A 22,645-nucleotide genomic window follows, 5' to 3' on the forward strand; every position below is an offset into this window, starting at 1 on the left:
GCCCCCCCCCGGGCTTCATGTCCCGCCGCTCACATCCCGATCTTCGCGAAGTTCGCGGCGATCCGCATGTCCAGGAAGTCCTTCGCCGTGATCGGCGGCTCGGACCCCGTCGGCGCCTGGATCAGCGCGTCGCGGTTGGCCTGGCAGAAGAAGGGCAGGGAGTAGCGCGGGCCCAGATACTCGTCCGCCCGCGGCATCCGCACGCGGTGCAGGTTGGACTGCAGCTTCCCGTCACTCCAGCGCGCCAGCATGTCGCCGATGTTGCAGGTGATGAGGCCGGTCACGGGCGGCACGTCCGTCCAGGCCAGCTCGCCGCCATCCGCCTCCCTGCCGGGGCAGAGCTGCAGCCCGCCCTGGCCCGTGCGCTGGTGCAGCAGCGTCAGGCAGTCGTAGTCCGTGTGCGCCCCGGCGCGCCAGCCCGTGAAGTCCTCCGGCTTCGCGTCCACCATCGGCAGGTAGTGGATCAGGCGCTGGGTGGACTGGTACTCGGGCGAGGTCGGGTCGTGCGCCTCGGTGAAGAAGTCCGCGGGGAAGCCCAGCTTGTCGGCGAAGCAGGACAGCACCTTCATGCCCACCGCCCAGTTCGCCCGCTCGAAGGCCAGCATGCAGGCCTTGAAGCCCGGCAGCTCCTCACCCGAGGGCCAGAGGCCGGCCATCTTCGGCACGGTGACCTGGAAGGATTCCTTGTTGTCCGCCGTGCCGGTGGAGGGGCGGACCTGGGCCTTGTACTCCCAGCCGTAGTTGGTCCCCTTGGCCATCGGGTACTTCGCCTTCACCTCCTGCGGCAGCGCGAAGAAGCGGGCCGTCATCTCAAAGGCCTCGTCGATCTGCTCCAGCGGGATGCCGTGGTCTGAGAGCTGGAAGAAGCCGATCTCCGTGGAGGCTTTCCAGAGCGCGTCCGCGATCTCCGCCTTGCGGGCCTCGAAGTTCGCGAGGCTGATGACGAGGACCTCCCGCTCCTTCGTGGTGCCCATCCCGCCGAAGCCCGTCTCCCGGTTCAGCTCCTTCAGTGCGTAGGACATGTGGTTCTCCTATCGGGCGGCGCTCGGGCCGCCGGTGTGATGGAGCAATGTCAGGCACCCATGGGGGCGGCCGCCGCTTCTACTCCGTGAACCGCCGGCCGGGATGGCGGGCGGGAAACGTGTGTCAGGCGCCCTGTCCTCCGCGGCCGTGCATCGGCCGCGGTGCCGGATGAAGTCCGGCCCGCTTGTTCATCGGAGGGTACGGAAGGGAAGCGGGCATGTGGCACCTCGACAGGTCGTCTGTCGGAGCAATGCCCGGGGTCCCGAAGGACCTTGGCCGCTTCTACTCGCGAGACGAGAAATAGGGGGCTGCACGCATGGGCCGCAAGCAAAAATAGGGCCGCCTCAGCCCCGCTGCGCGATCCGCAGGGCCAGCACCCTCAATGCCGAGGCGAGGGGCAGCGCAGGATCGTCCCGCGCCGCATCGGCCGCCAGCACGAGGCGCAGCAGGTTCTCCCCCCGCCGCGCCGCCTCCGCCTCCAGCGCCGCCCAGAACTCGGGCTCCAGCGCGATGGAGGTGCGGTGCCCGGCGAGGGTGAAGGACCGCTTGACGAGGTGGCCGGCCATCGCGGCCCCGGATCAGCCGGCCGGAACGGGGCGGCGGGTCAGGGCAAGCCCGACGCCCAGCGCCACCATGGCGACCCCCGAAGCCTCCCGCAGGCGGCGCACCAGGCCCGGGCGCCCCAGCGCCCCGCTGCGGACCCGCGCGGCCAGCACGGCCACCACCACATCCACGAGCGTGTTCAGCGCCACCGAGATGAGGCCCAGCACCGCGAACTGCACCGCCACCCCGCCGGCGGCCGGATCGACGAACTGCGGCACGAAGGCGAGGAAGAAGGCGGCCGTCTTCGGGTTCAGCGCTTCCACCAGCGCGCCCTCCCGGAAGGCTCGCCGGGTTCCGACGGGCGCGCCGCCACCGCCGGGCACCGCCTGTGCATCCCGGCGCGCCGACCAGACGGTACGCAGGCCGATCCAGACGAGATAGGCGGCGCCCAGCATCTTCAGCGCCGTGAACAGCTCCGCGCTCGCCAGCACGATCGCGGAGACGCCGAGGCTTCCCGCCAGCACATGCACCATGCCGCCCAGCCCCGTGCCGAAGCTGGAGGCGATGCCCTCGGCGCGGCCGCCGGAGAGCGTGCGGGCGGCAACGTAGAAGATCCCAGGCCCGGGTGTCAGGGCGAGGAGGAAGGCGGCGGCGGAGAAGAGGGCGAGCTGGCTGAGATCGGGCATGGCCGATAACCTACCAGCCCGCGCTCCCGGTTCCAGCCCCGCGCAGGGGAGCGACTAGCCCCCGGCGAGCGAGGCGCCCGGCCGCGTCATCTCCTCCGGCCGCACCCAGCGGTCGAAGTCCTCCGGCGTCACGAAGCCCAGCTTCTCCGCGGCGTCACGCAGGGTCAGGTTCTCCGCCAGCGCCGTCTTCCCGATCTTCACGGCCTTGTCGTAGCCGATCTTCGGGTTCAGCGCCGTCACCAGCATCAGGGATTTCGCCACGTTCTCCGCGATGCGCTCCCGGTTCGGCTCCAGCTTCTCCACCATGTTGTGGGCGAAGCTCTCCGCCGCATCCGCCAGAAGGGTGGCGGATTGCAGCACGGCCTGGATGATCACGGGCTTGAAGACGTTCAGCTCCAGGTGTCCCTGCGTGCCCGCGACCGTCACGGTGGTGGTGTTCCCCATCACCTGCGCGCAGACCATCGTCAGCGCCTCCGACTGCGTCGGGTTCGTCTTCCCCGGCATGATGGAGGAGGAGAGGCCGTCCGCCGGGATCACCAGCTCCGAAAAGCCCGAGCGCGGCCCGGAGCCCAGCAGCCGCACGTCGTTGGCGATCTTGTTCAGCGAGGCGGCGACGCTGTTCATCGCCCCCTGAAGCGCCACGAAGGCGTCATGCGCGCCCATGCCGACGAAGGGGTTGGGATGGGCAACGAAGGGCAGCCCGGTAAGGGCCGCCATCCGCTCCGCGAAGATCCTGGCGAAGTCGGGATGCGTGTTCAGCCCCGTGCCCGCCGCCGTGCCACCCTGGGGCAGGGCGAGGATGTCCGGCAGCGCCGCCTGCACGCGCGCGATCCCCGCCTCCACCATCATCGCCCAGGCCCGGAACTCCTGGCCGAGCGTCACGGGCACCGCGTCCATCAGGTGGGTGCGGCCGAGCTTGACGATCCCGTCCCACTCCTCCCCGCGCCTCGCCAGGGCCGCGCGCAGCACCTCCAGCCCGGGCACCAGATGCTTCGTCACGGCCTCGGCGGCCGCCACATGCATTACAGTGGGGAAGCTGTCGTTGGAGGACTGGCCGCGGTTCACGTGGTCATTGGGATGCACCGGCTTCCGGCTGCCCAGTTCCTGGCCCAGCATCTGGTTCGCGCGGTTGGAGATGACCTCGTTCGCGTTCATGTTCGTCTGGGTGCCGGACCCGGTCTGCCAAACCGGCAGGGGGAAGTCGGCATCCCGCTCGTTCGCGGCGACCTCCTTCGCCGCCGCGATCACCGGCTCCGCGATGTCGCGCGGCAGCTCCCCCAACGCCAGGTTCGCCTCCGCTGCGGCCTGCTTCTGCAGCCCCACGGCCCGGATCAGCGTCGGCGGGAAGACCTCTGAGCCGATGCGGAACAATCGCCGGGCGCGCTCCGTCTGCGGCCCCCAGAGGCGGTCGGCCGCGATCTCGATCGTGCCGAGGGAATCGGTTTCGGTGCGGGTGCTGTCAGCCATGCCCGGCACTTGGGGGATCGCCCCCCGCGCGTCGAGCCCCTAGTGCCACCCGTCGATACGCGGCCAGCGCGCAACCGTGTTACCCGTTCCGTCCAGCACCTCGTAGCTGCCGTAGCCCCCCGCCGCCGTCAGGCAGGCATGGTTGGGGTAGACCCGCACCAGGGAACCGACCGGAAGCCGCGCGAACCAGGACTCGTCCGGCACCGGCACCATCCCGTGCTCCTGGTAGGCGTGCAGGACGTGCAGCGGCAGCGCCGCCCCCGTCTCCGCCTCACCCAGCGTGCCGTAAGCGGTGCCGGGCGCGAAGGCGTTGGCCGTCATGTCCTTGGAGAGCGCCAGCGCCCCCGCATCCAGCACCAGCGACATGGAGGCCCGATTGTGCCCGATGACGGTGGAGAGGACGGAGAGCGCCAGGTCCTCCCACCCGCACTGTCCGCGCGACATCTGCGCCAGGTCCCAGAACAGCCCCACCCCCGCCCGGATCTCCGTCACCCCCTCCAGGTGCCGCGCGTGCAGCAGGGTGGGGGAGGAGCCGACGGAGACGATCGGCGCCGGCATCCCCGCGCCCCGGATGGCCTCGGCCGCTGTGACGGTGGCCACCCGCTCCTGCTCCGCCACCTCCGCGATCGAGGCCTCGTCGGCCTTGCCGTAGGAATGGCCGCCATGGGTCATCACCCCCGCCATCCGCAGGTTCCCGGAGCCATGGACCGCCCGCGCCACGGCCAGCGCCTTCTCCGGCGGCACCCCGGCCCGGTGCTCGCCGGAATCCACCTCCACCAGCACCTCGTGCGGCGCCCCGGCGGCAGCATCCAGCAGCCCCGCCATCTCCGGGCTGTCCACCACGAGAATCAGCCGCGTCCCGTGATGCCGCGCCAGCGCCTCCGCCCGCGGCAGCCGGGCCGGCACGGCCGTGGCCGCCAGCAGGATGTCCATCGCCTGGCCGGAGGCGGCCAGCACCTCCGCCTCCCTCATCGTGGAGACGGTGGCGGGCCCGGTGCCGCCGCCATGGGCCACGCGGTGCACCTCCACGGACTTCGCCGTTTTGAAATGCGGCCGGAAGCCCACCCCCAGCGCCTCCGCCCGCGCCCGCATCCGGGCCGCGTTCGCCTCCAGCCTTGCCAGGTCCAGCAGCAGCCGCGGCGTGTCCGCCACGCTGCCTCCCGGCGAGGGCCCGCTCAACGCGGCTCTCCGTAGGAGGAGATCTCGATCAGGTTCCCGTCGGGGTCGCGGCAGTAGACGGAGGTGATCGTGCCCAGTGCCCCCATCTTCTCCACCGGCCCCTGCTCGATGGTGACGCCGCAATCCTTCAGGTGGGCCGCCACGTCATCGCCCGTCACGGTCACGATGAAGCACAGGTCCTGGCTGCCGGGCAGGGCGGATTCCCCGGTGAACCACTCCTCCTGCGAGGCGCCCTCCGGCCGCAGGTTGATCTTCTGCCCACCGAAGCGGAGCGAGGTGCGGTTGTGCGGGCCGAAGCTCTCCCGCTCCATCCCCAGCACCCGCTGGTACCAGCTCGCCATGGTCTCCACGTCGCGGCAGGTGATGACCAGGTGGTCCAGGCGGTCCACGGCGAAGCGCATCGTTCTCGTCCTTCTAGGCGTGGGGCAGTGGGCGTGGGGCAGGGGCCGCGGATCAGGGGGTGCGGTGGCGGGGGCGCAGTCGCGCCGTGGCCTCGATCTCGATCTTCATCTCGGGCGTCTGCAGCCCGGCATGGATGAGGGTGGAGGCGGGGCGGATCTCCCCGAGGTACAGGCGCAGCACCGGCCAGCACGGCTCCCAGTCCGCCCGGTTCGGCACGATGAACATCAGGCGGACCACGTCCTCCAGCGTCGCCCCGGCCTGGGCGAGGGCGGAGGCGACGTTCTTCAGCGCCCGCTCGCACTGCACCTGCACGTCGTCCGATATCGTCATCGTGTCGTAGTCGTAGCCGGTGGTGCCGGAGACGAAGACGAGATCCCCGTCCACCACGGCGCGGGAATAGCCGATCTCGCGCTCGAAGCGTGAACCGGAGGAGATCAGGCGTCGCACGTCGCCCTCCCGTCGCGATGGCCTGGCAGGGGTGCCCGGCGAGTCAGAGGTGCCCGGGCAGATGACAGGGCGGAACGGGGCGGTCAATGGCCGGCATGGCGCCGCGTCGGCCAAGGGTTTACCTTAGCGAATCAGGTAGGGGCCGTAGGAGCCAAGCGATGCCGGAACCGAATTGCCAGTGCTGCGGCCCGGCTCTTCCGCGGCACGCGGCCGGGGGCCGGCGCGGCCTCCTCTGCGCCGGGCTCGGCGGGCTCGCCGCGGCGCTGGGCCCCCGAGCCCCTGCCCGCGCCGCGGACCCGGTGCCCCACACCCGCCTGACCCCGGACGAGGCCCTGGCCCTGCTGAAGAAGGGCAATGATGACTTCCGGCACGAGGAGCCCTTCAGCTTCCCGCACGGCCACAAGACGCTGGAGGACCTCTCCCGCGGGCAGGCGCCCTTCGTCGTGCTCGTCGGCTGCTCCGACAGCCGCGTGGCGCCGGAACTGCTCTTCGGGCGGGGACTGGGCGAGATGTTCATCGTCCGCAACGCCGGCAACACCGTGGACACGGCCGCGCTGGGCAGCATCGAGTACGGGGTGGGCGTGCTGGGCTGCCCGCTGGTGGTGGTGATGGGCCACCAGAGCTGCGGCGCCGTGGCGGCGGCGCTGGATGTGGTGGAGCGCGGGGCGAGCTTCCCCGGCGTGATCGGGGAGATGGTACAGCCCATCCTCCCCGCCGTCCTCTCCGCCCGGCGCCCGAACGGCACGATCGCCCTGGACGACGCCGTGACGGCGAATGCCCGCCGCGTGGCCGGCCGGATCAAGACCCAGAGCGTGGTCCTGCAGGACGCGATCCGAGCCGGAAGGCTGAAGGTGGTCGCCGCCCGCTACGAGCTCGGCACGGGCGACGTGAGCTGGCTGGGCGAGGGCTGAAGGCCCGCGGCGCCCGGGAAGGGCGCCGCGGAGGGCTGGATCACTCCAGCCCGTCGTAGAAGTCGTTGCCCTTGTCGTCCACCACGATGAAGGCGGGGAAGTCCTCCACCTCGATCCGCCACACGGCCTCCATGCCGAGCTCGGGGTACTCCAGCACCTCGACCTTGCGGATGCAGTCCTGCGCCAGCCGCGCCGCCGGCCCGCCGACGGAGCCGAGGTAGAACCCGCCGAACTGCTTGCAGGCGTTGGTCACGGCCTTGGAGCGGTTGCCCTTGGCCAACATCACCAGAGACCCGCCTGCGGCCTGGAACTCCGCCACATAGCTGTCCATGCGCCCCGCCGTGGTCGGCCCGAAGGAACCGGTGGGCATCCCCTCCGGCGTCTTCGCCGGGCCGGCGTAATAGACAGGGTGGTTCTTGATGTACTCCGGCAGGCCCTGGCCGGAATCCAGCCGCTCCTTCAGCTTGGCGTGCGCGATGTCACGCGCCACCACGATGGTGCCATTCAGCGAGACGCGGGTCTTCACGGGGTGCTTCGACAGCTCCGCCCGGATCGCCTCCATCGGCTGCTGCAGGTCGATCCTCACGACCTCCCCGCTCTCCTCCAGCCCTTCGGTCTGGTCGGGCAGGAAGCGGGCGGGATCGTGCTCCAGCTGCTCCAGGAACACGCCCTCCGGCGTGATCTTCGCCTTGATCTGACGATCGGCCGAGCAGGACACGCCGATGCCGATGGGGAGCGAGGCGCCGTGCCGGGGCAGGCGGATCACCCGCACGTCGTGGCAGAAGTACTTGCCGCCGAACTGCGCGCCGATGCCGATATTCTGCGTCAGCTTGTGGATCTCGGCCTCCAGCTCGCGGTCGCGGAAGGCGTGGCCGGCCTTGCTGCCCTTGTCCGGCAGCGTGTCGTAGTAGCGGGTGGAGCCCATCTTCACCGTCTTCAGGTTCGTCTCGGCGGAGGTGCCGCCGATGACGATGGAGAGGTGGTAGGGCGGGCAGGCGCTGGTCCCCAGCGTCTTGATCTTCTCCTCTAGGAAGGCGAGCAGCTTCGGCTTGTTCAGCACGGCGCGCGTCTGCTGGTACAGGAAGGTCTTGTTGGCGCTGCCGCCGCCCTTGAGGATGAACTGCAGGAAGAACTCGTCCGCGTGGTAGTCGCCGGGGGAAGCGTAGATGTCGAACTGCACCGGCAGGTTGTTGCCGGTGTTCACCTCGTCATACATCGTCAGCGGCGCCATTTGGGAATAGCGCAGGTTCGTCTCGGTGTAGGTGCGGTGCACGCCGTAGGAGAGGGCCTCCTCCTCGTCGCCCTCCACCCAGACGCGCTGGCCCTTCTTGCCGAACACGATCGCCGTGCCCGTGTCCTGGCACATGGGCAGCTTGCCGCCGGCCGCGATGCTCGCGTTCTTCAGCAGGTCCAGCGCCACGAAGCGGTCGTTGGCCGAGGCTTCCGGGTCCTTCAGAATGTTCGCCAGCTGCTGCAGGTGGCCGGGGCGCAGCAGGTGGGACACGTCCTTGCAGGCCTGGAAGGCCAGCCCCTCCAGCGTCTCCGGCTTCACCTTCAGGATCGTCTTGCCGTCCACCTCGATCGTGGAGACGCCGCCAATCTCCAGCTTGCGGTAGGGCGTGGTGTCCTCGGCCAGCGGGAACATCGGGCTGAACAGGAAACCCGCGCTGCGCTGGGACACCGGCATGCCGGAATCCGCCTCGGCGCCGTCAGGGGTGGCCACGGGCGTGGCCGCGCTGCTCGGGCCGGGCGGAATCGGCGCGTTGGCGTCCAGCGTCTGGTCGGGGGAGGAGGTAATGGGGGAGGTCACGAAGCGCGCTCCAACAGGATCTCCCCAGATCGAGGCCTCTGGGGTTCGGCGGGGGACAGGCCCGGCGGCCGGTCGCCCGTGGGGCGAAGGGCCGCGCGCGGCCAGGCGGTCGCGCGGCGGGAGGAGAAGCGGGTGTTAGCGCGGCCCTGTCGGGCGCGCCAGCAGATAGAACGTAAATGGAAACGCCCGCGGTCGGCGGGAAGAGGCGCCGGATCCTATTCCTTGGTCGGGCGCCGGCGGAAGGCGTCCAGGCTCACCACCTGGGCCGGGGCGTCGCCCCGGCCCGCGGAATCCTCCGGGGCGGGCGGGCTCTCCGGCTCCACCGGCTCCGGCACCGCCTCGGCCTCCGCTTCCGGGATCACGGCGTCGCCGAAGCGCAGCCCAACCCGGACATGCGGGTCCCAGAAGGCCACCAGCGCCGCGAAGGGGATCACCAGCGTCGCCGCCACCCCGCCGAAGGAGAGCCCGACCGAGACCTTCTGCTCCCCCCGGTCCACCTTCAAGTCCCAGAACTGGTGCTGCAGGACGATCGTCATCTCCTGCGGGTAGCGGGCCTTCAGGTGGCCCGGCACCTTCGTCTCCGGGTGGTCCGTGCGAAAGGTGAGGTAGAAGTGGTGCTCGCCCGGCAGCCCGTTCCTGGCCGCGAACTCCAGCGCCCGGAGCGCCACGTTCCGCATGGCCTCCTCGGTCCAGCGATCATAGGGCAGGAGGCTCTCGGGGGGCGGCGCGGAATCGCTCATGCGCTGGTCTTGTCCAAAGCTGGTCCGGTCATCATCGGTCGGTCGCCCGCAACATAAGGCAACGCGCGCGCGCGGCCTAGTTGCGCGACACGAGAGCGCAAGAGGTGGAAAGCAGCAGGAAAAAGTGGGGGGATTCTGTTGCCCCGTTCCCCCCGGACGGCGCTTACCTATCTCTAGGCAGCGAGCGCCATGGTCTCGCGACCATTATCGTTGGCACTTGTGATTTAGCCCGATAACGGCGGTACAATGCCGGGCAAAGGACACGTCTTTACCGCGCGCGTCGAGCCTGTTTCGCCCCCGTGCCCCGCTTCCCATGCCGGGAGAACCCGTGCCGGAAAGGCCCCTCTCGGGGTCCGGGCCGATAAGCCCGGTTCAGGATGGTGGAGGCGCCGGGCACTGCCCCCGGGTCCACAACGCTTATTCCACGTGCCGTTTATCACCATAGTCGCCCGAAGGCGGCACACCCGATATAGGCGCCCGCCCGCCCTTTGAACAGGGGCGCGGGCGCCGGGCGGCCCGCCCCGGACACGGCCCGGGCGCGCCGCGGGAGTCCCGGCGCGCAGCACTGCCCCAGCCGGCCGCCGAACGGTCTCTGTCAGGATCCCTTACAAGCACATCAAGGTGATGCGTGCGGCTCTGGCGCGCCCTCAGCCGCCGGCCGCGATATCGTACCGCCATCGCAACGCAGCGTGGACCGTCCCGCCATGGCTACCGCGAAGCCCCCGCTCCGGCAGGTGGTGGACAGCCTCTACGCCGCCGCCGCGAGCCCGGACCGGTGGTCCGAGGCCCTCGCCCTCCTCGCCGACCATGTCGGCGGCACGGGCGGCATGCTCGTCTTCAACGCGCCGGAGGAGGGGCGCGCCGCGATCGTCACGGGGCGGCTGAGGCCGGACCTCACGGACCTCTACATGCGAGACGCCCGCTACATCGACAATCCCTGGACCACGCGCCTAGCCGGGGCGCCGGCCGGGCGCCCGGCGATCGCCAGCCGCTACGTCGATCCCGCCATGCTGCGGCGGACCGTCGTCCACGCGGACCTCCTCCTGCCCCAGAAGATCGAGGATTTGGTCGTGCTCACCCACCCCGCCATGGCGCGAGGCAGGGCCTCTGGCGGTGTTGGGATCACCCTCTCCCGGCGCGGGGCGGAGAGGGCGGAGGAAGCCGCGCACCGCCTCGGGCGCCTCGCGCCTCATTTCTACCGCTGCCTGGACATCTCGCTCCGCATGGCGCCCCACGCGGAGGGCCGGGCGCAGCTGGACGCGGTGCTGCTGGCCATGTCCGGCCCGGCCCTGCTGCTGGATGCGGCGGGCCGGCTTCTTCTCGCGAACCCGCCCGCCGAGGCCGTGCTGCGCGCCGCGGACGGGCTGGCGGCCGGCGCCGATGGCGGCCTCCGGCTCGTCGCCTCCCTGCCGGCCGAGACCCGCCGCCTCTCCAGCCGGATCGCGGAGGCGCTGGCCGTCTCGTCGGATGCCGGGGCGGCGCTGTCCGGCCCCTTCCTCCTCTCCCGCCCCTCCGGCCGGCCGCCGCTCCTCGTCACGATCATCCCCCTGCCGCCCGCGGCCTTCCCGATCTGGCAGATGGGCCGCAACCCGCGCGCCCTGGTCCTGGTGACGGATCCGGACGCCGCGCGCGAGGTGGATGGCGACGCCCTTTCCGCGGCGCTCGGCATCACCCGCGCCGAGGCGCGGGTGGCCGCCCTCATCGCTGCCGGCGCCGGCGTGCCCCAGGTGGCCGCAGCGCTCGGCGTCTCCCCCACCACCGTCAAGACGCAGCTCTCGAGCTGCTTCGACAAGACGGGGCTGCGCTCCCAGATGGCGTTGGCCCGCCTCGTCAACGGATTCCCGGGACGTTCACCGGCAAGTTCCCCGGCAGGTTCCCAGGGAGCCTCCCGGGGAGGCTCCAATCCAGGTTCACCGGAAGGTTCCGGGGGCGGCCCAGCAGGGGGCGGAGGAAATCGATGAGCCGCCCGGCCGCGTCGGCCGCGATGCTGGGATCCGCCTCCGTCCGGATGCGTCCTCCGCCGGGCAGGGGGAGGAGGACCGGGCGGGCGCCATATGCCGCGCCGATGTCCCAGCCGTAGCTGGCCGTCGGGTAGTCGTGCCAGCGGTCGGCGGGCCGCCCCGCGGCCACCAGCTCCTGCCGCAGCGCCTCGCAGCTGCCGGGCGGTTCGCGCGTGTCCTGGCCGGGCACGAAGAGGGCGGCAGGCGCCCGGGACCAGGGCTGGGGCAGGGCATACCCGTCCTCCCGCAGCGCCGCGCAGCCGGGGTAGAGGGCGGCGTGGGCGGCGTAGCGCGGGCCGTAGGGGCCGAGCACGGGAAAGGAGACCTCCTCCGACCCGGCCAGGAGGGCGAGGCGCCCGCCGGAGCCGAGCCCGACGACGGCCACGCGCCCGGCATCGACCTCCCGCCGCTCGGCAAGGTGCGCCAGCACGTCCGCCAGGTGCCGCGCGCCGTCCCAGGCATCGTCCGACATCATGCCGGGGGCCCGGCCGGAGGCGATGTCGCCGTCCGGGGAATTGCCGTCGAGGTCGATCTGGAGCGTGGCCCATCCCTCCTCCACCAGCACCTCGGAGAGTTCGGACACGCGCCCGTCCAGCGCGTAGGCGTCGGTGACCAGGACGACGGCGGGGAGGGGCGGGCGCTCTGCCCCGCCGGGCGGCAGGGTGAGCAGGGCGGGGACCAGCCGCGGCGGGTCCGCCGCCTGGGCGAGGCTGAGCACCAGGACGGACTGGTTCATCTCCGCGCGCGCGCCCGGCGCGGCGGCAAGCGCCCCGATGGCCCCGATGGCCCCGATGGCGAGGAGCGGGAGGAGGAAGGAAAGTTGGCGACGATGGCGTGGCATGCGCGGATCTCCGGCCGTTGCGCCCGCCCGGAAGGTTCTCCGGCGGGAGGGGGCGGCGGAGCCTCGGCGCCCCGCCGGGGTCCGCGCCTCCTCCGGCCGGAGGAGCGCGGCGGGGGCGAGGCTTACCGCCCGCCCTGCGGGGGGCAGGGCGCCTCGCCCAGCACCACGAAGCCGTAGGTGTCGCGCTCGTCGAGGCCCGTCACCTCTCCCACCACCTGCGGCGCTGGCGACAGCACTGGGCGGGGCGTGCAGGCCTGGCTGACGAGGTAGCCGAAGGTGTCGTGCTCCGGCTGGCCGGTGACGGCACCGACGGGGCCGGGGTTGCCCAAGCTTGCGTAGGGGGTTCCATCGAGGATGCCGGGCGACGCGGCGGAAGGCCCTGGCGACTGGGCCCAGCCGGGCGCCGCCCAGCCGGGTGCTGCGAGGAGGAGGACGAGGGCCGCCCCCCTCCAGGGGGCGCGAAGCGTGGCGATGGTGGTCATGAGGGCTCTCCCGGCGGCCGGGACCGTTTCGCCCGGCCGGGCCGAGGCTGCCGGGCTCCGGCCCCGCCCCACATCCTCCGATCGGAGGAGGCGCCTCCCTCCGCGGGGCGCCTCAAACCCGCGCCCGGCCGCGGCGTTTCGGAGATCGGCGCCACGGATCCCCCCGCCGCCCCACAGCCAGCGAGGCCCCCCGATGACAGCCCCCCTCTCACTCCGGCGCGCCGCCCCGGCCCTCCTGCTCCTCGGTGTCCTGGCCGCCTGCTCGAACGATCCCGCGCCGGGCCGCGCCGCCGCGCCGCCCCCGCCGGGCCTCAACACCCCGCAGCCGCCGGAGCAGCGCGCGGGAACGCTGCCCGCGGGCAACAGCACCGCTCCCGCCACCTCCGCGAACACCCGCTGACATCTTCCAGCCCCGCTGCCTGGCCTCGCTGGCCCGCCCCGCTGGCCCGCCCCGCTGGCGATCCGCCCCGCGCCCCGGTAAACCCCCTGCCCTGGGCAGGGGGATGCGGATGGAACTCACCGAGACGCAGCGACAGGAGCTGGCCGAGGCCGAGGCGCAGCGCCACGAGACCCGCCGCCCCGTCTCCCCGGGGCTGGAGGCGATGCTCTTCCGCCCCCTCCCGCTGCTGGACCACGGCTTCATCCGGGTGGTGGACTACATGGGCGACGACACCGCCGTGGTGCAGGCCGCCCGCGTCTCCTACGGGCGCGGCACCAAGGCGGCGAACGAGGATCGCGGCCTGATCCGCTACCTCATGCGCCACCGCCACTCCACGCCCTTCGAGATGTGCGAGATCAAGTACCACGTGAAGCTGCCGATCTTCGTGGCGCGGCAGTGGATCCGCCACCGCATGTCCAACGTGAACGAGTACTCCGCCCGCTACTCCATCCTGGACCGCGAGTTCTACCTGCCCGCCCCGGAGCAGCTCGCCGCCCAGTCCGCCGTGAACCGCCAGGGCCGCGGCAGCGTGCTGCAGGGCGATGAGGCCGCCCGCGTGCTGGACCTGCTGCGGGAGGACGCGACCCGCAATTACGACCACTACCTGGACATGCTGAACGAGGACGCGGAGGGCCGCGTGATCGACGAGGGCCGGCGCGGCCTGGCGCGGGAGCTCGCCCGCATGAACCTCACCCTCAACGCCTACACCCAGTGGTACTGGAAGACGGACCTCCACAACCTCCTGAACTTCCTCTCCCTGCGCGCCGACGCCCACGCGCAGTACGAGATCCGCGTCTACGCGGAGGCGATGCTGGACACGGTGCGCGCCTGGGTTCCCCTGACCTACGAGGCCTTCCGCGACTACCGCCAGGGCGCCGTCACCCTCTCCGCCCAGATGCTCGCCACCGTGCGGGGCATGCTGGACGGGCGCGACCCGCAGCAGGAGGGCAGCGGCCTGTCCAAGCGCGAGTGGCGCGAGCTGATGACGGTGCTCGGCCGCGAGGCCTGATCCCGCCCCGGAGCTCCCCATGGGCAAGCCCCCCGCCCGCGCCGGCGGCGCACCCGCCAAGGCCCCGCCGGGGCCGGTGAGGCCCGCGCGCCCGCGCGCCAAACCCCCGGCGAAGGCAAAGGCGGCCGCCAGGCCGAGGGCCGCCGCCTTTCCCCCGGCGGGCGGAGGCTGGCTGCCGCGCCTCTTCGGCGGCGCCTCCTGGCTCGGGGTCGCGGTGATCGTGCTCTCCGTCCTCGTGCTCCTGCCCATCGCCGCCGCCGTGCTGGGCGACATCTGGGCCGTCATCCTCGGCGCCGTCATCGGCGGCTTCGCCCTCGGCCGCGCCACCGCGCGCTGACGTCGCGGCACCGGCGGCGGGCGCATCCCTAGCGCCCGCGCCCCTGCCGCCCGCACCCCTGCTGCCAGCACTGGGTGCGCCACCCGCGCCTCCTCCGCGCGTTGTCCGCACGGCGCGCAGCGGAGGCGGTGATGGCGGAGAAGGTAGTTCTGGTGACGGGCGCGGGCTCCGGCATCGGCGAGGCGACGGTGCGGCGATTCTCGCGCGACGGCTACGCGGTGGTGCTGGCCGGCCGCACGCGGTCGAAGCTGGATCGCGTGGCCGGCGATCTGCCCGCCGAACGCACCCTGGTGGAGGAGGCCGACGTCTCCGATGAGGAGGGGTGCATTTTCCTGGTCAACCGCGCGGTGGAGCGCTTCGGCCGGCTCGACGTGCTGGTGAACAATGCCGGCGTCCACGCCAGCGGCCCGGTGGCGGAGGCCAGCACCGCCGACTGGCGCAAGGTCATGGGCACGAACCTGGACGGCGTCTTCTTCCTTACCCGCGCCGCCGTGCCACACCTCGTGAGCACGCGGGGGAACATCGTCAATGTCTCCTCCGTCTCCGGCCTCGGCGGGGATTGGGACATGAGCATCTACAACGCCGCCAAGGGCGCCGTGACGAACTTCACCCGCGCCGTGGCGATGGAGCTAGGCCCCAAGGGCGTGCGCGTGAACGCCGTGAACCCCGCCCTGACCCTGACGGACATGACGGAGGGCATGAAGGGCGACGAGGGGCTGCTGGCAAAGTTCCGGGAGCGCACGCCGCTCGGCCGCCCCGCCGACCCGGCCGACATCGCCGACGTCATCGCCTTCCTCGCGGGCCATGACGCCCGCTACGTCACCGGCGTGAACCTGCCCGTGGATGGCGGCCTCTCGGCCTCCAACGGCCAGCCGCCCCAGGCATAGCGGCGCGGCTTGCGAGCGCTGCCCGGCCGCCCGACAAGCGCGCATGCGCGTCACCGTCTTCGGCTCCGCCAACGCCGATCTCGTCTTCCCCGTGGAGACCCTGCCCGGGCCGGGCCACACGGTGCTGGCCGGCCCCTGGCGGGCGCTGCCGGGTGGCAAGGGCGCCAACCAGGCCGTGGCGGCGGCGCGGGACGGCGCGGCCGTGCGCTTCGCCGGCGCCGTGGGCCGCGACACGATGGCGGAGACCGCACTCTCCGCCCTGCGCGCCGCCGGGGCCGACCTCTCGGCCGTGGCGGTGACGGATGCGCCCACCGGCGCCGCCTGCATCTGCGTGGACGCGGCAGGCCGCAACGGGATCGCCGTCTCGCTCGGCGCCAATGCCCTGGCGAGGGCCGCGCAGGTGCCGCCGCTCGCCCCCGGCGAGGTGGTGCTGTTGCAGATGGAGGTCCCGGCCGCGGAGAACGCCGCCCTTATCCGCCGCGCCCGTGCGGAGGGGGCCCGCGCGATCCTCAACCTCGCCCCGGCGGTGCCGGTGGAACCGGATGCCCTCCGCGCCCTGCACCTGCTGGTGGTGAACGAGCACGAGGCCGCCTGGCTGGCGGCCCATTTCGGCTGCGCCACCTCCGCCGCCGGATTGCACGCCGCCCTCGGCGTCACGGTGGCCGTCACCCTCGGGGAGGCCGGGGCGGAAGCGGCGGGGGAGGGGGCGCGCTGGCGCATTCCCGCCTTCCCGGTCCGGGCGGTGGACACGACCGGCGCCGGCGATGCCTGGTGCGGCGTCCTGGCCGCCGCCCTGTCCCGCGGGGCACCGCTTGAGGCGGCGATGCGCCGCGCCGCGGCCGCTGCTTCCATCGCCTGCACCCGCCCGGGCGCCGCGGAAGCCATGCCGACGGCGGCCGAGACGGAGGCGCTGCTCCGCGCGGGCTGAGCTCAGTCCCGCAGCAGCGTCACCCGGATCGCGAGCCCGCGCAGGTCCCCGGCGCCCGCCTTCTCCTGCGCGCTCACCAGCTGGGTGCGGATGGTGGAGATCCGCACCCCCCGCTCCTCCGCGATCTCGGCCGGGGACTTCCCGGCGGCCAGGGCGATCGCCACCTCCGCCTCCTTGCGGGTGAAGCCGAAGAGCCGCTGCGCCCGGCGCAGCCTTGCCTCGTCCGGCGTCATCACCTCGGGGGTGATGAGCACCAGCACCCAGCCCGTCCCGCCCGCGAGGTGCGCCTGCAGCGGCGAGACCGTGAGGCGGCAGGGCCCCGCCGGGCCGAGAGGGAGAAGGCCCTCCATCCCCGCGCCTCCCCGTGCCGCATCGGCGATCGCGGCGTGCAGCCGGCGCGTCTCCCCCTCGCTCCCCAGGCGCAGCACCCGGTCGGGCGCGGCCCCGTGCAGGCGCAGCGCGCCGGCCGTGTCCAGCCGCTCCGCGGCGGCGTTGGCCTGGCGGACGCGCCCGTGGCCGTCCGTCACCACGGCCGCCGTGCCGAGCCCGTCCAGCACCGCCGCCACGCCCCGGTCCCAGGCGAAGGACATGACGGGCCCGCCGGGGACGAAGATCTGCTGCCAGATCTGCCAGGACCGCCGGAGATGCGGGACCAGCCGCTGCAGCCGCGCCGCATCCTGCGCGGAGAAGGCCCCGTGGTTCCGCGGCTTGAGCACCGAGACCGTGCCGACCGTCCCGGAAGGGTCGTTGCCGAGCGTCATGCAGGCCCCGACCACGTGGAAGGTGTCGAGGTGGCGCCCGAAGTCGTTGTAGTACTCGGTGCGCGCCAGCTCCTCGTCGGCGATCAGCTCCGCCCCGCGCGCCACCCGGCCCGTCTCGATCCGGCTGGCCGGACCCATCCAGGGATCGAGCCGGTGGAAATACGCCTGGTAGAGCGGCGACGCCTCCCGGGGCAGGTTCGTCAGCAGATCGGTGACGGGCCGCCCCGTCCTCGGATCGACCCTCCACAGCGACGAGGTCGCGCCACCGGCCATCCGCGCCAGCGCGCCGGGCAGGCGGCTCCGGGCCTCGGCGTCCGTGGCCGAGAGGTAGATGTCGCCGACCAGCGCATCCCACGCCGCTTCATCGTCCATTCGTGGTCCAGCTTCGCCCCGCCCGGGCCCCGTAACGATCCTCGCCCGGGGATCGTTTAGTCCACAACGATTCGTGGCCCCGCGGTCCCTCGCGCCCCGCCCGCCTTGGCCCAGACCCGGTCCGCGATGCTCCGGTAAAGGCCCGCCTCGTGGCTCTCCGGTGCCGCCAGCACCACCGGCCGCCCGGCATCCGCGTGCTCCCGGATGGAGAGGGTGAGGGGCAGCTCGCCCAGGAACTCCACCCCCAGCCGCTCCGCCTCCGCCCGCGCGCCGCCGTGGCCGAACACGTCGCTGCGGTGGTTGCAGTTGGGGCAGCAGAAATAGCTCATGTTCTCCACCAGCCCGAGCACGGGAACGCTCACCTTCTCGAACATGCGGATGCCCCGCCGGGCATCCAGCAGCGCCACGTCCTGCGGGGTGGAGACGATCACGGCCCCCCGCAGCGCGACCCTCTGGGAGAGGGTGAGCTGCGCGTCGCCCGTGCCCGGCGGCATGTCGATCACCATGGCGTCCAGCGGGCCCCACTCCACCTGGGACATCATCTGCTCCAGCGCGCCCATCACCATCGGGCCGCGCCAGATCATCGGCTGCTCCTGGTCCACCAGGAAGCCGATCGACATCGCCTTCAGCCCCCAGGCCTCCACCGGCATGATCCGGTTCCCGTCGGTCCGCGGCCGCTCATTGGCGCCCAGCATCATCGGCAGGGAAGGCCCGTAGATATCCGCGTCCAGCAGCCCGATCCGGAGGCCTTTCTGCGCCAGGGAGACGGCGAGGTTCACCGCCGTCGTGCTCTTCCCCACCCCGCCCTTGCCGGAGGCCACGGCGATCACCGCCCCCGCCTCCTGCAGCAGCATGGCCCCGCGCGGGCCGCCCTGGGGGCCAGGGCCGCCGCCAGGGTTGGGACCGTGCGCGTGTCCATGCCCGGGCCCTTGGCCCTGCCCTTGCGCCGGGCCGGAGGAGGGGGCGCCGGCCGGGCCTCCCCGGTGCGCCGTCAGCACCGCCGTCGCCGCCCGCACGCCGGGCACCGCCCGCGCCGCCGCTTCGGCGGCGGCACGCACCGCCTCGTACTCCCGCGCCCGCTCCCGCGGCACGGCGATCTCCACCTGCACCATCCCGTCCCGCACGGCGATCCCGCCGAGCAGCCCGGCCGAGGCGATGTCCCGCCCCGTCGCCGGATCCCGCACCCCCGCCATCGCGGACCGAACCGCCGCCTCCAGCCCGCTCACCATCGCTTGAAAACCCCCGCATCCCCGCCAACATGGCGACCTGCCCGGCCCGCCCCCGGATCAAGGGGGAGAGGGCCGCGAATGCCATATGGGCGGCCCCCACCCCGTTCAACCCACATGGGGCGACCCATCGAGGGCCAGGCGGGCGGGGCCGTCGCGTTACTGAGGGGAGAGTGACCACCCGATGCCGTGGAACAACAGCGGCGGACCGAATCCCTGGGGTTCCCCCGGCGGCGGCAACAACCGCCCGCAGGGTCCCTGGGGCAGCCCGCCGCCGAATGGCGGGAACAGCGGGGGCCAGGGCGGCCGCGGCCCGGACCTGGACGACGCTATCCGCCAAGCGCAGGACGCGGTGCGCCGCTGGATGCCGCGCCGCTTCCCCGGCGGGGGCGGCGCCTCCGGCGGCAAGGGGATCGCCGTCCTCGCCGTGCTCGCGCTCGCCGCCTGGGGCGCCTCCGGCATCTACAGGGTGCAGCCGGACGAGCAGGGCATCGTCATGCGCTTCGGCGCCTACAACCGCTGGACCGGGCCGGGCCTGAACTACCGCATTCCCTGGCCGGTCGAGAGCGTCACGACGCCCCGCGTCACGCGGATCAACCGCGTGGATGTCGGCTTCCGCAGCGCCGTCGACACCGCCGTCGTCGCCCAGCGCCCCACCCCCAGCCGCGATGTGCTGGAGGAGAGCATGATGCTCACCGGGGACGAGAACATCATCGACATCGACTTCGCCGTGTTCTGGCGCATCCGCAACGCCGGCGAGTACCTGTTCAACACCCGCAACCCCGAGATCACCGTGAAGTCCGCCGCCGAGAGCATGATGCGCGAGGTGATCGGCCGCACGCCGATCCAGCCCGCGCTGACCGAGGCGCGCGCGCAGATCGAGCAGCAGGTCCGCCAGGGCACCCAGGCCATCCTCGACCAGTACGGCGCGGGCGTTGAGATCACCCAGGTGCAGCTGCAGAAGGTGGACCCGCCCCAGGCCGTGATCGAGGCGTTCCGCGACGTGCAGCGCGCCGCGGCCGACCGCGAGCGCGCCCGCAACGAGGCCGAGGCCTACCGCAACGACATCATCCCCCGCGCGCGCGGCGAGGCGGAGCGGATGGTGCAGGAGGCCCAGGGCCAGAAGGACAGCCAGATCGCCCGCGCCCGGGGCGAAGCGCAGCGCTTCATTTCCGTCCTCTCGTCCTACCAAGTGGCGCAGGACGTAACGATGCGTCGCATCTACCTGGAGACGATGGAGGAGATCCTCCGGAAGAATCCGAAGATCATCGTGGATGACCGGCTCCAGGGTCTCGTGCCTCTGCTGAACCTCGATGCCGGCCGCGCGCCGCCTCCGGCCCGCAACGGCGCGGTACCGCAGCCGCCCCGCCCGGCGGCGCCCACGCCTGCCGCCCCGAGCCCGAGCGTGCAGGGAGCCGCCCGATGAACCGCCTGACCATCGCGCTCGTCGCGGCCGCGATCGTGGTCGTGACCGCCGCCTCCAGCCTCTTCACCGTGCACCAGACGCAGCAGGTGCTGATCACGCAGTTCGGCGAGCCGCGCCGCGTCATCCAGACCCCCGGCCTGCACGTGAAGGTGCCCTTCATCCAGAGCGTGATCGCGCTGGACCGCCGCCTGCTGGACTACGAGGCGCCGGGCGAGGAGCTGATCCTGAGCGACCAGCGCCGCCTGATCGTGGACAGCTTCACGCGCTTCCGCATCACCGACCCGCTGCTCTTCTTCCAGACGGTGGGCGTGCAGGAGAACGGCATCCGCGGCCGCCTGGCCTCCATCGTCTCCTCCTCGCTGCGCCGCGTGCTCGGCAGCGAGTCCCTGCTCAACGTCCTCTCGGCGGGCCGCCTGCGGATCATGAACGAGATCCGGGACCAGGTGAACCGCGAGGCAAAGAGCTTCGGGATCGAGGTGGCCGACGTGCGCGTCCGCCGCGCCGACCTGCCGGAGGAGAACACCCAGGCCATCCTGTCCCGCATGCAGTCCGAGCGCGAGCGCGTGGCCCGCGAGCAGCGCGCGGAGGGCGCGGAGCAGGGGGCCCGCATCCGCGCGGCCGCCGACCGCGACCGCACCGTGCTGCTGGCCGAGGCCACGGCCCAGGCCGACGTGCTGCGCGGCCAGGGCGAGCAGGAGAGCATCCGCACCTTCGCGGACGCCTTCCAGCGCGACCCGGAGTTCTTCGGCTTCTGGCGGAGCATGCAGGCCTATCGCGAGGCCTTTGCCGAGGGCGGGGAGACGCGCCTGCTCCTCTCCCCCGAGAGCGAGTTCTTCCGCTTCTTCCGCGAGCTGCCCGGGACCTCCCGCTAGCCGCCCGGGAAACCGGACCAGGACGGCCCGCCCCCATCCCGGGGGCGGGCCGTTCCGCTTTTCGCACCCAGAGGTGATCGATCCGGTCGCCCTTTGTAACAGGCTGGCCCTTCCGCCCAGCGGGGAATGGTCCAATCTGCGCATCGAGACGCTCCCCGGCCCGTTTCCGCCGCCGGGCGCCGCGTCCCGATGCCATGAAGCCCGAAGGGACACCGCCAGTGCGCCTCCGCACCCCGATCGCCGCCACCCTCGCCCTGATCGGGGCGATGGCCGCGGCGCCGATCACGCCCGTTCTCGCGCAAGTGCCGATGCAGAACGCGCCGACCTCCTTCCGCCCGCTGGCCCAGCAGCTCCTGCCCGCCGTGGTCAGCGTACAGGTCTCCACCAGCCCCGCCGCCCGCAACGCCCAGCGCCCCGACGCGCCGGACGCCCCGCAGGCGCCGCCGGGCAGCCCCTTCGAGGAGTTCTTCCGCGACTTCCTGGAGCGGAACCGTCCCCCCGGCGGCGGGCAGGGCGGCCAGGGCGGCCCCCGCCAGCAGCCGCAGCGCCGCGGCCAGTCCCTCGGCTCCGGCTTCATCATCGACGCCGAGAAGAAGTTCGTCGTCACCAACAACCACGTCGTGGACGGCGGCACCGAGATCAACGTGGTGCTGAGCGACAACACCACGATCCAGGCCGAGGTCGTCGGCACCGACCCGCGCACCGACATCGCCCTGTTGCGCCTGAAGACCGACCGCCAGCTCACCGCCGTGCAGTTCGGCAACTCGGACGAGGCGCAGGTCGGTGACTGGGTGCTCGCCATCGGCAATCCCTTCGGCCTCGCCTCCTCCGTCTCCGTCGGCATCGTCTCCGCCCGCTCGCGCGACATCCGCCAGGGCCTCTACGACGACTTCATCCAGACCGACGCCGCCATCAACCGCGGCAACTCCGGCGGCCCGCTGTTCGACATGCAGGGCAAGGTGGTCGGCATCAACACCGCCATCTACTCGCCCTCCGGCGGCTCCATCGGCATCGGCTTCGCCATCCCCTCCAACCTCGCGCGCGGCATCGTCGCCCAGCTCGAGGATGGCGGGCGGGTGCGCCGCGGCTGGCTCGGCGTGAACATCCAGCAGGTGACGGACGAGATCGGCGAGAGCCTCGGCCTGCGCCCCGCCCGCGGTGCCCTCGTCGCCCGCGCGCAGGAGGACGGGCCGGCCGCCAAGGGCGGCATCCGCAACGGCGACGTGATCCTGCGCTTCAACAACCAGGATGTGCGGGAGATGCGCAACCTGCCCCGCATCGTGGCCGAGACCCGCGTCGGCACCGCCGCCCCGGTGGTGCTGTGGCGCGACGGCAAGGAGGAGACGGTCACCGTGACCATCGCCGAGCTGCCGGCGGAGGAGGCGCAGGCCGGGAACCAGTCCGGCCGCCCCCGCAGCGAGGTGGTGGACCTGGCCGGTCTCGGCCTGAAGGTCGGCCCCATCACCGGCGAGGCGCGGGAGCGCTTCAGCCTGCGCGCGGAGCAGCGCGGCGTCCTCATCACCGAGGTGGACCAGAACGGCCCCGCTGCCGAGCGCGATCTGCGCCCGGGCGACGTGATCGTGGAAGTCCAGCAGGAGCGGGTGAACACCCCGCAGGACGTGCAGAACCGCGTGGAGGCGCTGCGGCGCCAGAACCGCTCCACCGCGCTGCTGCTCGTGGAGGGCCAGCAGGGCCAGCGGTTCGTGCCGCTCCGCATCCGCGAGGAAGGGAACCAGCGGCGTAACTAAGGGAGGCAGGGCCAGGGGGCTCCGCCCCCTGAACCCCAGCCAGGAGCCTGGTTGGACATATATGTCCAACCCTGGACCTGCATGGGGCTGCCGCGGAACTGACGGGACG

The 22,645-nt window shown here is 72.6% G+C and carries 22 protein-coding genes, 1 other RNA gene and 1 pseudogene; 10 read left to right on the plus strand and 14 right to left on the minus strand.

The window, feature by feature from the left end; genetic code table 11:
* Positions 1-29 precede the first annotated feature (29 nt).
* The 7 genes from VQH23_RS16770 to VQH23_RS16800 form a co-directional block, all read right to left on the minus strand.
* Positions 30-1,022, minus strand: a complete 993-nt coding sequence (locus VQH23_RS16770) for a 2-oxoglutarate and iron-dependent oxygenase domain-containing protein (RefSeq protein WP_338661873.1) — start codon at positions 1,020-1,022, stop codon at positions 30-32.
* A gap of 345 nt (positions 1,023-1,367) precedes the next feature.
* The gene (locus VQH23_RS16775; protein WP_338661874.1) at positions 1,368-1,589 is read right to left on the minus strand and encodes a ribbon-helix-helix domain-containing protein; all 222 of its coding nucleotides are present in this window, start codon (positions 1,587-1,589) and stop codon (positions 1,368-1,370) included.
* 12 nt (positions 1,590-1,601) lie between these two features.
* Complete coding sequence (locus tag VQH23_RS16780; RefSeq protein ID WP_338661875.1) at positions 1,602-2,252, minus strand: LysE family translocator; 651 nt, start codon at positions 2,250-2,252, stop codon at positions 1,602-1,604.
* Positions 2,253-2,306: 54 nt separating this feature from the next.
* A complete protein-coding gene (locus VQH23_RS16785; RefSeq protein ID WP_338661876.1) occupies positions 2,307-3,719 on the minus strand; it encodes a class II fumarate hydratase in 1,413 nt (470 codons plus the stop codon).
* A 39-nt stretch (positions 3,720-3,758) separates the two neighbouring features.
* Positions 3,759-4,898, minus strand: coding sequence for an alanine racemase (locus VQH23_RS16790; protein ID WP_338661877.1), 1,140 nt, complete (start codon positions 4,896-4,898; stop codon positions 3,759-3,761).
* A complete protein-coding gene (locus tag VQH23_RS16795) occupies positions 4,895-5,299 on the minus strand; it encodes a VOC family protein (protein WP_338661878.1) in 405 nt (134 codons plus the stop codon). The genes VQH23_RS16790 and VQH23_RS16795 overlap by 4 nt, the downstream gene beginning before the upstream one ends.
* Before the next feature lie 52 nt (positions 5,300-5,351).
* A complete protein-coding gene (locus tag VQH23_RS16800) occupies positions 5,352-5,747 on the minus strand; it encodes a RidA family protein (RefSeq protein ID WP_338661879.1) in 396 nt (131 codons plus the stop codon).
* 158 nt (positions 5,748-5,905) lie between these two features.
* Here VQH23_RS16800 and VQH23_RS16805 point away from each other — a divergent pair, with 158 nt between their 5' ends.
* On the plus strand, positions 5,906-6,658 hold the full coding sequence (locus VQH23_RS16805; protein WP_338661880.1) for a carbonic anhydrase: 753 nt from the start codon (positions 5,906-5,908) through the stop codon (positions 6,656-6,658).
* A 40-nt stretch (positions 6,659-6,698) separates the two neighbouring features.
* On the opposite strand, the gene VQH23_RS16810 is transcribed toward VQH23_RS16805, so the two are convergent.
* The 3 genes from VQH23_RS16810 to ssrA all read right to left on the minus strand — a co-directional run bounded on the left by VQH23_RS16810 (position 6,699) and on the right by ssrA (position 9,707).
* On the minus strand, positions 6,699-8,345 hold the full coding sequence (locus VQH23_RS16810; protein WP_338666118.1) for a fumarate hydratase: 1,647 nt from the start codon (positions 8,343-8,345) through the stop codon (positions 6,699-6,701).
* A gap of 338 nt (positions 8,346-8,683) precedes the next feature.
* On the minus strand, positions 8,684-9,208 hold the full coding sequence (locus VQH23_RS16815; protein ID WP_338661881.1) for a ClpXP protease specificity-enhancing factor SspB: 525 nt from the start codon (positions 9,206-9,208) through the stop codon (positions 8,684-8,686).
* Positions 9,209-9,331: 123 nt separating this feature from the next.
* Positions 9,332-9,707: a transfer-messenger RNA gene (ssrA, locus tag VQH23_RS16820) on the minus strand.
* A 205-nt stretch (positions 9,708-9,912) separates the two neighbouring features.
* On the opposite strand from ssrA, the gene VQH23_RS16825 reads away from it, so the two are divergent.
* Positions 9,913-11,169, plus strand: coding sequence for a helix-turn-helix transcriptional regulator (locus VQH23_RS16825; protein WP_338661882.1), 1,257 nt, complete (start codon positions 9,913-9,915; stop codon positions 11,167-11,169).
* A 376-nt stretch (positions 11,170-11,545) separates the two neighbouring features.
* Here the strand turns inward: VQH23_RS16825 and VQH23_RS16830 are convergent.
* Positions 11,546-12,049: pseudogene (locus VQH23_RS16830) on the minus strand (dienelactone hydrolase family protein); the annotation flags it as partial.
* Between the two features lie 122 nt (positions 12,050-12,171).
* Positions 12,172-12,531 carry a hypothetical protein gene (locus tag VQH23_RS16835; protein WP_338661883.1) on the minus strand — a complete coding sequence of 120 codons (360 nt, stop codon included), beginning with the start codon at positions 12,529-12,531 and terminating at the stop codon, positions 12,172-12,174.
* Positions 12,532-12,724: 193 nt separating this feature from the next.
* Here VQH23_RS16835 and VQH23_RS16840 point away from each other — a divergent pair, with 193 nt between their 5' ends.
* From VQH23_RS16840 to VQH23_RS16860, 5 genes are all read left to right on the plus strand, one after another.
* Positions 12,725-12,931 (plus strand): hypothetical protein, encoded by a 207-nt coding sequence (locus VQH23_RS16840; protein WP_338661884.1) that lies wholly within the window; start codon positions 12,725-12,727, stop codon positions 12,929-12,931.
* A 109-nt stretch (positions 12,932-13,040) separates the two neighbouring features.
* Entirely contained in the window at positions 13,041-13,979 is a 939-nt protein-coding gene (gene thyX / locus VQH23_RS16845; protein WP_338661885.1) for an FAD-dependent thymidylate synthase, read from the plus strand.
* Positions 13,980-13,998: 19 nt separating this feature from the next.
* On the plus strand, positions 13,999-14,316 hold the full coding sequence (locus VQH23_RS16850) for a hypothetical protein (protein ID WP_338661886.1): 318 nt from the start codon (positions 13,999-14,001) through the stop codon (positions 14,314-14,316).
* Positions 14,317-14,447: 131 nt separating this feature from the next.
* Positions 14,448-15,203, plus strand: a complete 756-nt coding sequence (locus tag VQH23_RS16855) for an SDR family oxidoreductase (RefSeq protein WP_338661887.1) — start codon at positions 14,448-14,450, stop codon at positions 15,201-15,203.
* Positions 15,204-15,246: 43 nt separating this feature from the next.
* Complete coding sequence (locus VQH23_RS16860; protein ID WP_338661888.1) at positions 15,247-16,131, plus strand: PfkB family carbohydrate kinase; 885 nt, start codon at positions 15,247-15,249, stop codon at positions 16,129-16,131.
* Between the two features lie 2 nt (positions 16,132-16,133).
* On the opposite strand, the gene VQH23_RS16865 is transcribed toward VQH23_RS16860, so the two are convergent.
* Together VQH23_RS16865 and VQH23_RS16870 are read right to left on the minus strand one after the other, a co-directional pair.
* Positions 16,134-17,264 carry a hypothetical protein gene (locus VQH23_RS16865; RefSeq protein WP_338661889.1) on the minus strand — a complete coding sequence of 377 codons (1,131 nt, stop codon included), beginning with the start codon at positions 17,262-17,264 and terminating at the stop codon, positions 16,134-16,136.
* A 56-nt stretch (positions 17,265-17,320) separates the two neighbouring features.
* Positions 17,321-18,493 (minus strand): Mrp/NBP35 family ATP-binding protein, encoded by a 1,173-nt coding sequence (locus tag VQH23_RS16870; protein ID WP_338661890.1) that lies wholly within the window; start codon positions 18,491-18,493, stop codon positions 17,321-17,323.
* A gap of 181 nt (positions 18,494-18,674) precedes the next feature.
* Between VQH23_RS16870 and hflK the strand changes: the two genes are divergently transcribed.
* From hflK to VQH23_RS16885, 3 genes are all read left to right on the plus strand, one after another.
* Positions 18,675-19,916 (plus strand): FtsH protease activity modulator HflK, encoded by a 1,242-nt coding sequence (hflK, locus tag VQH23_RS16875; protein ID WP_338661891.1) that lies wholly within the window; start codon positions 18,675-18,677, stop codon positions 19,914-19,916.
* Positions 19,913-20,788, plus strand: a complete 876-nt coding sequence (gene hflC, locus VQH23_RS16880; protein WP_338661892.1) for a protease modulator HflC — start codon at positions 19,913-19,915, stop codon at positions 20,786-20,788. The genes hflK and hflC overlap by 4 nt, the downstream gene beginning before the upstream one ends.
* A gap of 218 nt (positions 20,789-21,006) precedes the next feature.
* Positions 21,007-22,536, plus strand: coding sequence for a Do family serine endopeptidase (locus VQH23_RS16885; RefSeq protein ID WP_338661893.1), 1,530 nt, complete (start codon positions 21,007-21,009; stop codon positions 22,534-22,536).
* Positions 22,537-22,645 lie beyond the last annotated feature (109 nt).

This window comes from Pararoseomonas sp. SCSIO 73927 (assembly GCF_037040815.1).
Lineage (GTDB): Bacteria > Pseudomonadota > Alphaproteobacteria > Acetobacterales > Acetobacteraceae > Roseomonas.

Bases quoted from the DNA above. Each gene is read 5' to 3' on its own strand.
- hflK (WP_338661891.1), top strand. From the start codon at position 18,675: ATGCCGTGGAACAACAGCGGCGGACCGAATCCCTGGGGTTCCCCCGGC.
- hflC (WP_338661892.1), top strand. From the start codon at position 19,913: ATGAACCGCCTGACCATCGCGCTCGTCGCGGCCGCGATCGTGGTCGTG.
- VQH23_RS16835 (WP_338661883.1), bottom strand. From the start codon at position 12,531: ATGACCACCATCGCCACGCTTCGCGCCCCCTGGAGGGGGGCGGCCCTC.
- VQH23_RS16785 (WP_338661876.1), bottom strand. From the start codon at position 3,719: ATGGCTGACAGCACCCGCACCGAAACCGATTCCCTCGGCACGATCGAG.
- VQH23_RS16840 (WP_338661884.1), top strand. From the start codon at position 12,725: ATGACAGCCCCCCTCTCACTCCGGCGCGCCGCCCCGGCCCTCCTGCTC.
- thyX (WP_338661885.1), top strand. From the start codon at position 13,041: ATGGAACTCACCGAGACGCAGCGACAGGAGCTGGCCGAGGCCGAGGCG.
- VQH23_RS16780 (WP_338661875.1), bottom strand. From the start codon at position 2,252: ATGCCCGATCTCAGCCAGCTCGCCCTCTTCTCCGCCGCCGCCTTCCTC.
- VQH23_RS16815 (WP_338661881.1), bottom strand. From the start codon at position 9,208: ATGAGCGATTCCGCGCCGCCCCCCGAGAGCCTCCTGCCCTATGATCGC.
- VQH23_RS16850 (WP_338661886.1), top strand. From the start codon at position 13,999: ATGGGCAAGCCCCCCGCCCGCGCCGGCGGCGCACCCGCCAAGGCCCCG.
- VQH23_RS16775 (WP_338661874.1), bottom strand. From the start codon at position 1,589: ATGGCCGGCCACCTCGTCAAGCGGTCCTTCACCCTCGCCGGGCACCGC.
- VQH23_RS16865 (WP_338661889.1), bottom strand. From the start codon at position 17,264: ATGGACGATGAAGCGGCGTGGGATGCGCTGGTCGGCGACATCTACCTC.
- VQH23_RS16825 (WP_338661882.1), top strand. From the start codon at position 9,913: ATGGCTACCGCGAAGCCCCCGCTCCGGCAGGTGGTGGACAGCCTCTAC.
- VQH23_RS16805 (WP_338661880.1), top strand. From the start codon at position 5,906: ATGCCGGAACCGAATTGCCAGTGCTGCGGCCCGGCTCTTCCGCGGCAC.
- VQH23_RS16770 (WP_338661873.1), bottom strand. From the start codon at position 1,022: ATGTCCTACGCACTGAAGGAGCTGAACCGGGAGACGGGCTTCGGCGGG.
- VQH23_RS16860 (WP_338661888.1), top strand. From the start codon at position 15,247: ATGCGCGTCACCGTCTTCGGCTCCGCCAACGCCGATCTCGTCTTCCCC.
- VQH23_RS16810 (WP_338666118.1), bottom strand. From the start codon at position 8,345: ATGCCGGTGTCCCAGCGCAGCGCGGGTTTCCTGTTCAGCCCGATGTTC.
- VQH23_RS16855 (WP_338661887.1), top strand. From the start codon at position 14,448: ATGGCGGAGAAGGTAGTTCTGGTGACGGGCGCGGGCTCCGGCATCGGC.
- VQH23_RS16870 (WP_338661890.1), bottom strand. From the start codon at position 18,493: ATGGTGAGCGGGCTGGAGGCGGCGGTTCGGTCCGCGATGGCGGGGGTG.
- VQH23_RS16795 (WP_338661878.1), bottom strand. From the start codon at position 5,299: ATGCGCTTCGCCGTGGACCGCCTGGACCACCTGGTCATCACCTGCCGC.